The organism is Ancylobacter gelatini, from assembly GCF_022601675.1.
In the GTDB taxonomy this organism is placed as follows: Bacteria; Pseudomonadota; Alphaproteobacteria; order Rhizobiales; family Xanthobacteraceae; genus Ancylobacter; species Ancylobacter gelatini.
In genome coordinates this window covers 38,277-50,712 of sequence record NZ_JAKVIL010000009.1, presented here as the reverse complement: position 1 = coordinate 50,712, position 12,436 = coordinate 38,277, and the positions used below count along the sequence as shown (strand labels likewise).

Below are 12,436 nucleotides of genomic sequence, written 5' to 3'. Positions count from 1 at the left end.
CTCCTCTCTCGATCAATAGGCCGGAACGGCGGAGGCGTGGGGCGAGGCGCCGGGAGGCGCGCCGTCATCGGGTCCCTTCCGGATGAAGTGGACCATGAGATAGACCTCGATGATGGCGAAGATGGTGTAGAGCAGCACGAAGCCGGCTACAGAGAACGCCATGTAGGTGACGCTGTGGGTCGAGGCGGAGAGCCAGGTCGGCAGCACCTCGTAGACCGTCCAGGGCTGGCGGCCCATCTCGGCGACGATCCACCCCGCCTCGCAGGCGATGTAGGGCGCCGGAAGCATCAGCAGCGAGGCCCACTGGAACCAGCGCAGCCTGTGCACCTTGTTGGACAGGGTGAGCATGCTGGCCAGCACGAAATAACCGAGCATCAGCACGCCGAAGCCGACCATGGCGCGGAACGCCCAGAAGATGATCCAGACCTCGGGCAGCGTGTCGAGCGCCGCGCGGTCGACATCGGCGTCGGTGATCCTGGTCAGGTCGCCATCGGGCGCGTAGCGCTGCACCAGCAGGCCGTAGCCGACATCGGCGCGATGGGCGTTGAACTGGGCGAGGGCGTTGGCGTCGGTCGGATCGGCGCTCAGCGCCATCATCGCCTGCACCGCCGGCACGCCGTTCCGGATCCGGCCCTTGGCCTGCTCGACCAGCTGGTCGGCGGCGGCGACCTCCTGATCCAGCGAATGGGTGACGAGCAGCGAGAGCATGCCGGGAATCTGGATCGCCCAGAGATTGCGCTGCTCGCTCTGCGAGGGGAAGGCGATGACGTTGAACGCGATCGGCGGCGCCTCGGTCTTCCACAGCGCTTCCATCGCCACCAGCTTGGTGGGCTGCACGCGCGCGGCGAAATAGCCGAGCGAATCGCCCAGGGTCAGCGTGCCGGCGGTGCCGAGCATGCCGAACAGGGCGGCGATGCGGAATGAGCGCCGGGCGAAGTCGAGATGCCGGCCGCGCAGCATGTAGAAGGCGCTGATGCTGCACATGAACACCGCCGCGGTCACGAAGCCGGCGAGGCTGGTGTGCACGAATTTCGACTGCGCATCGCTGTTGAAGAACAGCAGGAAGAAGCTGTCCAGCTCCATGCGCATCGTCACCGGATTGAACGAGGCGCCCTGCGGGTGCTGCATGAAGCTGTTGGCGACCAGGATCCACAGCGCGGACAGGTTCGAGCCGAGCGCCACCAGATAGGTGACGAACAGGTGCTGCGCCTTGGAAAGCCGTTCCCAGCCGAACACCATCAGGCCGATGAAGGTGGATTCCATGAAGAAGGCCATCAGGCCCTCGATGGCGAGCGGGGTGCCGAAGGTGTCGCCGACGAAGCTGGAATAGTAGGACCAGTTGGTGCCGAACTGGAATTCCATGGTGAGGCCGGTGGCGACGCCGAGGGCGAAGTTGATCAGCAGCAGCTTCGACCAGAACTGCGTCATCTCGCGATAGATCGTGCGCCCGGTCACCACATAGACCGTCTCCATCGTGGCGAGCAGCACGGTCAGGCCGAGCGTCAGCGGCACGAACATGAAGTGGTAGAGGGCTGTGGCAGCGAACTGCAGGCGGGAAAGATCGACGACAAGGTCATTGACCATCAGGGACACTCTCGCTGCGGATCGAAACCGATCCGGATACGACCGCTGGCGAGCTGGGAACCCTTCCGGAATCCCCCCCGAAATTCCGCTCCACCTGTTACCTATAGTGCCGGTGCCCTGCGACGATGGCAAGACTGACAATGGTTCTAAACTTTTCGGATCGCATTGACTTCATTATCAAGTTCGCCCGATCCGGTCTTTTACCACCCTCGGCCTGACGGTTTTTAAATACCTCGTACAAGGCGCCCGTCGGTCAGGCGGACGGTGTCGTCGACGAGGTCGCGGACCTCTTCCGGACGGTGGGTGATCACCAGCAGGGTGCGCCCGGCCATCGCGTCCATGACGGCCTCCATCAATGCCCGCCCGGTGGGAGCGTCGAGACCCTCGGTCGGTTCGTCGAGGATGAGGATGGACGGATCGCGCAGCAGAACCCGCGCCAGCGCCAGCCGGCGGGCCTGTCCGAGCGAGAGCCGCACGCCGCCCTCGCCGATCCAGCTGTCGTAGCCATGGGGCTGGGCGGCGATGAAATCGTGGAGCTGGGCCGCGCGCATCGCCCGCTCCATCGCCGCCATGTCGGCGTCGGGCGCGGCGACCAGCAGGTTCTCGCGCACGCTGGCGTTCAGAAGCTGCGTGTCCTGCGACAGCACGCCGATGAGGCGGAACAGATCGTCCTGCCGGTAGGCCCGCAGATCGTGCCCGCCGAAGCGGATCTCGCCGCCTTCATAGTCCCAGAACCGCAGCAGCACCCGCGCGAGCGAGGTCTTTCCGGCGCCGCTCGGGCCGATCACCGCGACGCGCCGGCCGGCGGGGATGTCGAGGTCGATGCCGTCGAGAACGAGCGGGCCCGCCGCGTCATAGCGCATGCGAACGCCGTGGAAGTGGATCGACGAGTCGAGCGGGGTCGGCGACGGCGTGGTGACCGGGGCGATCGCCGGCACCTCATCCGCCAGCGCGAAGATGCGCCGCGCGGCGGCCGCGATCTCGCCGACACGCTGCATCGCCAAGGGTAGCGGGGCCACCGCTTCAAAGCTCGCAAAGGCGGCGAGCGCCAGCATCGGCACCTGCTCCGGGGCCAGCGTGCCGGCGCCGGCCGCGAGCATGGCGAGCGCCGCCGCGCTCCACGTCGCGAGATTGGCGCACAGCCCGACCATGCCCTCCGACAGGCTGCCCAGCCGCGCCACGCGGGACTGATGCGCGCCGAGCCGTTCCGAAACCCCGGCGATGGTCTCGGCCATCCGCTCCTGCGCGCCCTGGACGCGCAGGTCCGTCATGCCCTGCAGGGCGTCGACCAGCGCCACGCGCAGCGCGGCCCGCTCGCGGATCACCTGCGCGCCGGGGGTGGACGCGGCGCGGTACACCAGCCCCGGCACCAGCGCCCCGGCGACCAGCAGCAGGGCGAGCACCACCATCGCCACCGCCGGGCTGAACAGGGCCAGCACCGCGACCACCACCGCCGTGCCGACCAGCGCCACCACCAGCGGCGAATACAGCCGCAGATAGGCGTGCTGCAGCGTGTCGATATCGGCCTGGATACGCGAGACGAGGTCGGCGCCGCGATGGTTCTGGAGCTGCGCCGGGGCCAGCGGCACCAGCTTGCGGAACAGCCAGACCCGTAGCCGCGCCAGCAGACGGAACGTCGCCTCGTGCGAGACCACGCGCTCGGCATAGCGCCCGCCGGTGCGCAGGATCGCGAAGGCGCGGATGCCGGCGGCGGGCAGGAAATAGTTCATGAGCACGCCGGCCATGCCCGCGGTCGCCATGGCGGCGATGAACCAGCCGGCCACCGCCATCAGCGCCACGCTGGCGAGCACGGTGATGCTGGCGAGCAGGGCGCCGAGCAGCATCCAGCCGCGATAGGGCCGGAACAGCGCCAGCAGGCGCAGGAGAACCTTCAGATCATTCATGACCGGCCTCCGTCCCGCTCGAAACCACCCCAGTCTCGGCCACCCCAGTCTCGGCCACCCCAGTCTCGGCCACCCCAGTCTCGGCCACCTCCGCCTCGGCCAGCCCGGCGGAGGCCAGCAGCGCGGCATAGCGCGTGTCGCCGGCGGCCAGCGCCTCATGCGTGCCGTGCTCGACGATCCGGCCGGCCTCCATCACCGCGATGCGCCGGGCGAGCCGGACGGTGCGCAGCCGGTGGGCGATCACCAGCACGGTGCGGTGCTCCGCCAGACGGGCCACGGCCCTGGTCACCAGCGCCTCCGACGCCGCGTCGAGCCCGGTGGTGGCCTCGTCCATCAGCACCACGGGGGCGTCCTTGAGGAAAGCGCGGGCGAGCGCGATGCGCTGCGCCTGCCCGCCGGAGAGCGTGAGGCCGTGCTCGCCGAGCGGCGTGTCGTAGCCCTCCGGCAGCGCCATGATGAAGTCGTCGGCCTCGGCGAGGCGGGCGGCGTCGCGGACGCGCTCCAGCGGCGCCTCCGGCAAGGCGAGCGCGATGTTGTCGCGCACCGTGCCGGCGAACATGTGTGGGCGCTGCGGCACCAGCGCGACATGGGCGAGCCAGTGTTCGCTGTCCATGGTGGCGAGGTCGTGCCCGGCGATCAGGATGCGCCCGCCTTGCGGCCGCTCCAGCCCGAGCAGCAGGGCGAGCAGCGTGCTCTTGCCCGCCCCGCTCGGCCCGACCAGAGCGGTTACCGCGCCCGCTTCCAGCGTCAGGCTCGCGCCGTCGAGGGCGGTGCGGCCCTGCGGATAGGCGAAGCTGACATCGTCGCAGGCGATCTCGATGCGCGCCGGCAGCGCCGGGCGGGCCGTGCCGTTGGCGGGCGGTTCCGTCTCCAGAATCGCCACCAGACGTTCCGACGCGCCGATCGCCTCCATGCGGGCATGGTAATCGGCGCCGAGCTGGCGCAGCGGGGCGTAGAATTCCGGCGCCAGCAGCAGGGCGAAGAAGCCGGCCTCGAAGCCCATATGGCCATAGAGAAGCCGGAAGCCGATCAGCACCGCCACCAGCGCGATGCCGACGGTCGCGAAGAATTCCAGCATCAGCGACGACAGGAAGGCGACGCGCAGCACCTTCATCGTGCTGCGGCGGTATTCCTCCGAGACATAGGCGAGCACGCCGGCCTCGCGCTCGGTGGCGTTGAACATCTTCAGCGTGGTCAGGCGCTGCAGCGCGTCGAGCAGGCGCCCGCCGAGCTGGGTGAGGCGGCGCCATTGCCGCTGGTTCAGCTTTTCGGTGCCGAGCCCGATCAGGATCATAAAGACGGGGATGGTCGGGCCGGTGACCAGCAGGACCACGCCGGATATCCAGTCGCGGGGCATCACCACGACGAGGATCAGCGCCGGCACCACGGCGAGCGAGAGCATGTGCGGCAGGTAGCGCGTGTAATAGGGCTCCAGCGCCTCCACGCCGTCGAGCGCGGCGGTGGTGAGTGCGCCGCTGGCATGGCGCCGGACATAGGACGGCCCCAGTGCCTGGAGATGGCGCAGCAGCCGGTCGCGGATCGCGGCCTTGACCGCCGCCCCGGCGCGGATCGCGGCGCGGTCGGCGCCCTGGGCGAGGGCGAAGCGCAGCAGGTAGAGCGCCACCAGCGGCAGCAACCAGGGCAGGGCCTGCGCGAGCGTTCCGCCCTCGGTCACGATCGGCGAGATGGCGGCGGCGAGCAGCCAGGCCTGCGGCACCACGAGGCAGCCGGCCAGCGCGCCGAACATGCCGGCCCGCCTCAGCGCCGGCCCGGCGAGCGGGCGTTGCGCGCGCAGCCAGCGCTCCAGCTTTCGGCGCGCCGTCCGGCCCTGTTCGGGAGTGCCGTCCTCGGAATGGTCGGGCGTCTGGGTCATGCGTGCGGGCGGCCTTGTCCTGCGCCAGACCCGGCGGCGCGACCGGGCCGGTGCCCTGTTTAGCGGGCCGGCCGGGAACTGGGCCACAAAAAATCGTGTGCCGGCTGCGACACCGTGCGCCGGCGCAGGTTTCGCGCGGGCGGGAAAAGGCACGGCCCCGGCCGGGGTGCGGCCGGGGCCGATCAGCAGAGGCGGCCGGCCACGCCACCCATGTCGGGCGGGTGGCCGGCCGGTATCAGCTTCCGCCCACCATCCGGGCGAGATAGACCCAGAACGGCGCGGCGACGATGAAGCCGAGCACGCAGACCGCCAGCGTCGAGGTGCCGGTCCGGGTGTAGACCTGGAAGCGGCTGGAAATGATGATGCCCGAGAAGGCCGGCGGCAGGGCGACGCTCAGCACCAGCATCTGCAGGATCGTCGCGTCGAGGCCGCAGGCCCAGCCGGCGAGCAGGAACACGCCCGGCATCAGGATCAGCTTGAAGGCGGTGTTGTAGGCCACTTCCCAGTCCAGCTCGATCTTGTAGGCCGAGAGGGTGAGGCCGGCGGCGAACACCGCGACGCTGGAATTGGCCTGCGCCAGCAGGTTGAAGGTCGGGTCGAACTGATCGGGAACGCGCACGCCGATCACCACCAGCGCCACGGCGAGCACCGGCACCCACACCACCGGCTCCTTCATCGCCGCCAGCAGCGCGTTGCCGTGGGGGGCGCCATCGGCGGTCTTCTCGCCGCCGCCGCCGGCATTGAGCAGATACAGGCCGATCGGGATGGTCACGGCGTTGACCACGATGGCCACGATGGCGATCACCAGCCCGGTCTCGACGCCGGTGCCGTAGAGCGGATCGAGCACGGCATAGCCGAGGAAGCCGATGGTCGGCGAGCCGGCGATCAGCGCGCAGACCGCGCCTTCCGCCTTGGAGCGCTTGAAGAACCATTGCAGCGTGAAATAGGAGAGCATGAACAGGAACACGAGGCCCACCAGCGAGATGGCGCTGAGCGTCGCGTTCTCGACCAGCATGGCGCGGTCGGCCTTCACGATCGAGACGAACAGTGCCGCTGGCAGCGCGAAGTCGAGCACCAGCTTGTTCAGGACGCGGGCCTGGTCTTCCTGAAACACGTTGCGCTTGCCGGCGGCATAGCCCAGGGCCATCACGGCAATGATCGGTATCAGGTCCGACACCAGCATCTTCGACATGAATTCTTCCATGTCCGCTCCCCCTTATGTTCTGAGTGCCGCATCCAGGATGCCGGAAACTCGAAATGCGAAATCTGTGGCGACCGTCGCGCCGGTATCACGCCGGTCTTACCCCGCGTGATACCGCAATTTATACCGAACCTCGTTCAGGAAAGGTGCACGGGGCGGACATCCGATGGGGACATCCGCCCGTTGCGGGGCGCTAGCCCTTGACCACGGGTTGGCGGGTGGCGCGGAGCGAGGACATGAGCGGATCGCCGATATCGAGATGCCCCTCCACCAGATGGCGCGGCGTCAGCGCGAGCCAGTTGTTGAGCGAGACGTCCCGGTACTCGGCGGTGTGGAACACATTGAGCACGCGCACCGGCTCGTCGCCGGTGTTCTCGATGTAATGGGCGAGCGTCTTGGGGACGTAGCCCACGTCGCCGGCCACGAAATCGAAGGTCCGTGCGTTGCTCACCGCGTCGAACACGGTCATGCGGGCCTTGCCGCTGATGTAGTACTGGATTTCGTCCGCGTCCGGGTGCCAGTGGATCTCGCGCATGCCGCCCGGTTCGAGGTCGATGAACAGCGCGGCGAGATTGGTGACGCCGAAGCTGTGCGAATCGACCACCGTGGTCGCGCCGCCCGGATAGGGGGTCGGCGCGACCTTCGAGGCGCGGAACACATATTTGTCGGTGAAGGAAACCGCGCCCAGCTCCGAGCGCACCTGTTCGAGCGGCGGCGGCACCGGCTGGCGGAAGATGTACTTCTCCGAGGCCGGGATGCCCTCGAACGCCTCGACCGGGACGCCGAAATTCTTCGCCAGAACCTCGCGGGGGGTGTGGGCGAACAGTTCGGTCACCAGCAGGGTCTGGTTCTCGGAGAAATTGCCGTCGTTGAACACGAGGACGAATTCGGTGCCTTCCTCGAGGCCCTGGATCGCGTGCGGGAAGCCGGCCGGGGCGAGCCACAAATCGCCGGGCTCAAGGTCCTCGATCAGGGTCTGGCGCTGGTCGTCGATCAGGTAGAAGCGCACCCGGCCCTTCAGCACATAGGCCCACTCGGCTTCCTTGTGCCAATGCAGCTCGCGCACCACGCCGGCGGGCAGGCGCATGTTGACGATGGCCAGTTCCTTGAGCGAGCCCATTTCGCGCTGCGTGACCTCGCGGGCCCAGCCGCCATCCTCCAGCCGGTTGTGCGCCATGGCGAAGGGGAATTTGAGATTGGGGATGCCGCCATTGTCGGTGGCCGGCGGCAGGAAGATGTCGGGGTTCTGAGCCTCGACCACGAGGTTTCGCGGACCGACGATGTCGGCGCCCTTGCTGCCCCGGATCGGTTGCGGATTCGGCGTGTTGCTCATGGCGACCTCTACTGGATAAACCAAATAAAAATTCAGGACATGGACGGCCCGTGACGGGTTTTCCTGGAAAACCCGCGCCGCTCGCGCCGTCTTTCAAGATCGACGCGAGATGTGGCTCGCGATCGACATTGAGACTATTCCGACGTCTCCACCGGATCCGCCGCTCGCCGTCCGGTCCCACCGAACATGACAAGGTTCGCGACCAATTGAGACTGGCGTTGCACGCCCATTTTCTGAAACACACGCTTGAGAACCACCCGCGCGGTTCCTTCCGTGATGCCGAGCTCGGCGGCTGACTGGCGCAGGCTGTGCCCCGCCCCCAGTTGCGCCGCCAGCCGGGCCTCGCCGAGCGTGAGACCGAACACGTTGCGGATCACGGTCGGGTCGATGCTGCGCTCGCCATTGAGTGTCTGCACCAGCACCACGACCCGCTCCCCGCGCGGCACCGCGCCGATCCGGTCCGCGGAGGCGCCGACCAGCGGCAGGATCCACGCCACCAGCGGCGCCTCGCCGGTCGGCGTCGACAGTGTGATCGGCTGGGGGCCTTCCTTCTGGTCGTCGGCATCGCCGAGCGCGCTGCGGACCGCCGCGCTGAAGACCGCGCGCTCGCGCTCGGCCACCGGTACCAGCCGGCCATCCTCCTCGGTGAAATAGCGCCCCATCAGGCCGAGAGCCTGCCGGTTGATGTGCACCGGCCGCTGCTCCGGGTCGAGAATGAAGGTCGGGCGGTCCAGCGAATCCAGCGTGCGGGTCAAGGTGTCGTTCAAGGACTGCCCGTCGACGAGGCGCGCGGAAATGCGCAGCGACTGTTCGACATGGCGCGACAGCCGCTGCAGCGCGTCCATCTCGGCGCGGGTATAGGGACCCTTTTCGCGGGCGCGCTGCACCAGCAGCCCGGTGGGCGCGCCGAAATCGGAATGGATGATGGCGGCCATGTTCCAGCCAAGGCCGACGCTGGGCAGGAAATCAACATAGAACGGGTGGGTTTCGATCTCCTCGGGGGTGGCGACATCCTGATCGCGGTAGACGTCGCCGACCCTGTAGGCCGCCTCGTTGAGCCGCTCCAGCCAGATGTTGCGCGCCATCCAGGGCGAGGTGCGCACCGCCTTCATCGCCTGGTCGAGAGAGGTGGAGTTGAGCACCATCACCCAGTCCGTCCCGCCTCTCGCGGTGATGAAGCTGCCATCCGAATCGCAGAGCGAGGCCACTCCGTCCAAGGCGTCCAGCCAGTGCTGCGGGCTCAGAGTCGCTTGGTAAATACGGTAGACGGCATTACTAAAGGTAAGCACGGCTCGATCTCGTTCTGGGGATACCTCCAGCAAGACTGCCGCAAGGCCGCCGTTCTGTCCACCATGCAATGCGTTCAAGACACGGCATAATTTCCAGCGAATACCCATCAACTCGAATTATGTTCTGTATCCCATATGAGATATGCCTCAATGCACCGCGATGTTCGTGTGGTGTCGACGCTTATTTCTTTCGCGGATATTTAGAACTCATTGAATAAGTTCCCGCGTAGCGCGTGCCGGGCCTCCCCGCGCGTGCACCTCCGCGGAACGGGGTCGTTGCACGGGCGCAAGACGGGCCGGACAATCCGTCGCGCCGCGTGCCATTCCGTTGCCTACCGCGTTGCAAAAACGGCGTGGCAGTGGTTTTGTCGGGTGACCATTGTTTTGGGGTCAGACAACTTTTTGCACGAAATGCATTTGTCTCGGGGGCGTATTTAATGAAGATCGTCATGATCGGCTCGGGCTATGTCGGGCTGGTATCTGGTGTTTGCTTTGCCGACTTCGGTCATCAGGTCATCTGCGTCGACAAGGACGCCTCGAAGATCGACGCGCTCAACAGCGGCCGGCTTCCCATCTACGAGCCCGGCCTCGACGATCTCGTGGCCAAGAACGTGCGCGAGCAGCGCCTGTCCTTCACCACCGATCTCGCCGGCCCGGTGGGCGAGGCGGATGCGGTGTTCATTGCGGTGGGCACGCCCTCCCGGCGCGGCGACGGCCATGCAGACCTGAGCTATGTCTATGGCGCGGCCCGCGAAATCGCAGCGGCGGTGAAGGGCTTCACCGTGGTGGTCGACAAGTCGACCGTGCCGGTGGGCACCGGCGACGAGGTGGAACGCCTGATGCGCGAGGCCAATCCGGCGGCGGATGTCGCGGTGGTCTCCAACCCGGAATTCCTGCGCGAGGGCGCGGCGATCGGCGATTTCAAGCGCCCGGACCGCATCGTCATCGGCACCACGGACGAGCGCGCCAAGGCGGTGATGACCGATGTCTATCGGCCGCTGTTCCTCAATGCCTCGCCGCTGATCTTCACCGACCGCCGCACCGCCGAGCTCATCAAATACTCCGCCAACGCCTTCCTCGCGATGAAGATCACCTTCATCAACGAGATCGCGGACCTGTGCGAGAAGGTCGGGGCGGACGTGCAGCAGGTGGCGCGCGGCATCGGCGCGGACAACCGCATCGGCTCGAAATTCCTGCATGCCGGCCCCGGCTATGGCGGCTCGTGCTTCCCCAAGGACACGCTCGCTCTGGTGAAGACCGCGCAGGACAATGACAGCCCGGTGCGGCTGATCGAGACCACGGTGGCGATCAACGACCAGCGCAAGCGCGCCATGGCCCGCAAGGTGCTGCGCGCGGTGGGCGGCGACCTCTATGGCAAGAAGGTCGCCGTGCTCGGCCTGACCTTCAAGCCGAACACCGACGACATGCGCGAGGCGCCCTCCATCTCCATCATCCAGGCGCTGCAGGATGCGGGGGCCAAGGTGAGCGCTTATGACCCGGTGGGCATGGAGCAGGCCAAGCCGCTGCTGCCGACCAACATCGCCTATGCCGAGAGCGCCTATGAGGCGGCGGCCGATGCGCACTGCATCGTCATCGTCACCGAATGGGACCAGTTCCGCGCGCTCGACCTGCCGCGGCTTAAGGACGGCGTGGCCGATCCGGTCCTCGTCGACCTGCGCAACATCTACCAGCCGGAAGACATGGCGCGCCACGGCTTCCGCTATGTCAGCATCGGCCGCGCCGGCGCCTGATCACTCCGGCCCGTCGCGGGCCTCGATCCTGCCGATCCTCGCCCCTCGCGGCCCGCCGCGGGGGGCGAGTGCGTTTTGAGCCGCCAATTCAGGCCGTGCCGGCGATGCGCGCGGCCGCATAGGGTCGGCGATTGCCTTGGCGACGGGCCGAACGTACGGTCCGAATGCCGGCGCACAAGGCGGCCGATCTGTCCTTGAAACCTCCGCGCCTGTGGGCCGGCCCACCTCGTTCAGCCGCGCGGGCCGTTGGACAGACGAGGCCTCGATACCGCAAACTGACCATGCCGCCCCATCGGCCGCCGGAAAAATGAGGCATCGGGGCCAGTGAGGCGCGGCGAAATCTTTGCTGCAAGCGCGAAGACCGGTATGGTGGAGGACGGCGCAGCGCATTTTGGCTGCACCCGTCGAATTATTGCGAAATTTGTATTTTTGGGACGCCCATCTATGCCCTGTAAGGTACTTCATGTCAGTGAAGCGTTCGGCGGCGGTATCGTATCTTCACTCTATTCGTTTGCGGACAGCACACCCGAGATCGACCATCACCTGCTGGTTTGCGAACGGCAGGACCAGCCGCTGTCCAAGGACCTTTCTGCCCGGTTTTCCTCGATTTCGGGCATGCGGCGCGGCTTTGTCGGCGCGGTGATCGACATTCGCCGCAAGGTGGAGGAGGTCGAGCCGGATTTCGTGCACCTTCATTCCAGCTTTGCCGGCGTCTATGGCCGGATGGCGGGTATCGACCCCTCGCGGCTGGTCTACTCCCCCCACGGCTTTAGCTTCCATCGCCGCAGTGCCAATCCGGCGCTGCGAGGCATCTATTTCGTGGCTGAGAAGATGCTGAGCTCGCGCTCGGCCGCCTTCGCCGGTGTGAGCCTCAAGGAGGTGGAGCTGGCGCAGCGCATGAATCCGCGCACCCGCAGCGTCTTCATCCCCAACACCACCGATTTCGACCATGGCCCGATCCGGCATTTCGAGAATGACGGCCACGCCCATGTGGTCAGCATGGGCCGCCTGTGCCCGCAGAAGGACCCCGGCTTCCTGCTGCAGATCCTGAAGCGGCTGCCGGCGGGGGTGCGCGACAAATTCACCTTCACTTGGGTCGGCGGCGGCGATGAGCAGATGACGGCGGCGCTGAAGGCGGCCGGCGTCCATGTCACCGGCTGGGTGAACCATGCCGAGGCCCACGCCTATCTCGCCGAATGCGACCTCTATCTGCACGTCGCGGCGTGGGAGGGGTTCCCGATGACGGTGATCGAGGCGGCGGCGCTGGGGCGGCCGATCATCGTGCGGAATATCTCGGCCTTTTCCGGCTTCGACCTGCCCGCCGACGCGCTGGTCGATTCGCCGGCGGCGGCGGCGGAACGGCTCGGGGCCTGGGTTGATTCGCCGGACGCCCGCTCCGGCACCTACGACATGATCGGCAATATCCGCGACATCTGCTCCAAGGACCGCCAGCGCGCCGCGCTGAGCGACCTCTATCGCGCCGGCCTGGCGTAACGCGCCC

The 12,436-nt window shown here is 67.3% G+C and carries 8 protein-coding genes; 2 read left to right on the top strand and 6 right to left on the bottom strand.

Going from position 1 to position 12,436, the window contains the following annotated elements; translation table 11 throughout:
* Positions 1 to 12: 12 nt before the first annotated feature.
* The 6 genes from MKI84_RS15595 to MKI84_RS15570 all read right to left on the bottom strand — a co-directional run bounded on the left by MKI84_RS15595 (position 13) and on the right by MKI84_RS15570 (position 9,184).
* The gene (locus tag MKI84_RS15595; RefSeq protein WP_241621030.1) at positions 13 to 1,584 is read right to left on the bottom strand and encodes a cytochrome ubiquinol oxidase subunit I; all 1,572 of its coding nucleotides are present in this window, start codon (positions 1,582 to 1,584) and stop codon (positions 13 to 15) included.
* Positions 1,585 to 1,808: 224 nt separating this feature from the next.
* On the bottom strand, positions 1,809 to 3,488 hold the full coding sequence (gene cydC / locus MKI84_RS15590) for a thiol reductant ABC exporter subunit CydC (protein WP_241621029.1): 1,680 nt from the start codon (positions 3,486 to 3,488) through the stop codon (positions 1,809 to 1,811).
* Positions 3,481 to 5,361 (bottom strand): thiol reductant ABC exporter subunit CydD, encoded by a 1,881-nt coding sequence (gene cydD / locus MKI84_RS15585; protein WP_241621028.1) that lies wholly within the window; start codon positions 5,359 to 5,361, stop codon positions 3,481 to 3,483. The genes cydC and cydD overlap by 8 nt, the downstream gene beginning before the upstream one ends.
* 235 nt (positions 5,362 to 5,596) lie before the next feature.
* Positions 5,597 to 6,553 carry a transporter YfdV gene (gene yfdV, locus MKI84_RS15580; protein WP_241621026.1) on the bottom strand — a complete coding sequence of 319 codons (957 nt, stop codon included), beginning with the start codon at positions 6,551 to 6,553 and terminating at the stop codon, positions 5,597 to 5,599.
* Positions 6,554 to 6,755: 202 nt separating this feature from the next.
* Positions 6,756 to 7,895 carry a cupin domain-containing protein gene (locus MKI84_RS15575; RefSeq protein ID WP_241621025.1) on the bottom strand — a complete coding sequence of 380 codons (1,140 nt, stop codon included), beginning with the start codon at positions 7,893 to 7,895 and terminating at the stop codon, positions 6,756 to 6,758.
* Between the two features lie 134 nt (positions 7,896 to 8,029).
* Entirely contained in the window at positions 8,030 to 9,184 is a 1,155-nt protein-coding gene (locus tag MKI84_RS15570) for a helix-turn-helix transcriptional regulator (RefSeq protein WP_241621023.1), read from the bottom strand.
* A gap of 437 nt (positions 9,185 to 9,621) precedes the next feature.
* Between MKI84_RS15570 and MKI84_RS15565 the strand changes: the two genes are divergently transcribed.
* Together MKI84_RS15565 and MKI84_RS15560 are read left to right on the top strand one after the other, a co-directional pair.
* Positions 9,622 to 10,935, top strand: coding sequence for a UDP-glucose dehydrogenase family protein (locus MKI84_RS15565; RefSeq protein WP_241621020.1), 1,314 nt, complete (start codon positions 9,622 to 9,624; stop codon positions 10,933 to 10,935).
* Positions 10,936 to 11,379: 444 nt separating this feature from the next.
* The gene (locus MKI84_RS15560; protein ID WP_241621018.1) at positions 11,380 to 12,429 is read left to right on the top strand and encodes a glycosyltransferase; all 1,050 of its coding nucleotides are present in this window, start codon (positions 11,380 to 11,382) and stop codon (positions 12,427 to 12,429) included.
* Positions 12,430 to 12,436 lie beyond the last annotated feature (7 nt).

Excerpts from the sequence above, each read along its gene's own strand:
- cydC (WP_241621029.1), bottom strand. The coding sequence starts at position 3,488 with ATGAATGATCTGAAGGTTCTCCTGCGCCTGCTGGCGCTGTTCCGGCCC.
- cydD (WP_241621028.1), bottom strand. The coding sequence starts at position 5,361 with ATGACCCAGACGCCCGACCATTCCGAGGACGGCACTCCCGAACAGGGC.
- MKI84_RS15595 (WP_241621030.1), bottom strand. The coding sequence starts at position 1,584 with ATGGTCAATGACCTTGTCGTCGATCTTTCCCGCCTGCAGTTCGCTGCC.
- MKI84_RS15575 (WP_241621025.1), bottom strand. The coding sequence starts at position 7,895 with ATGAGCAACACGCCGAATCCGCAACCGATCCGGGGCAGCAAGGGCGCC.
- MKI84_RS15565 (WP_241621020.1), top strand. The coding sequence starts at position 9,622 with ATGAAGATCGTCATGATCGGCTCGGGCTATGTCGGGCTGGTATCTGGT.
- yfdV (WP_241621026.1), bottom strand. The coding sequence starts at position 6,553 with ATGTCGAAGATGCTGGTGTCGGACCTGATACCGATCATTGCCGTGATG.
- MKI84_RS15560 (WP_241621018.1), top strand. The coding sequence starts at position 11,380 with ATGCCCTGTAAGGTACTTCATGTCAGTGAAGCGTTCGGCGGCGGTATC.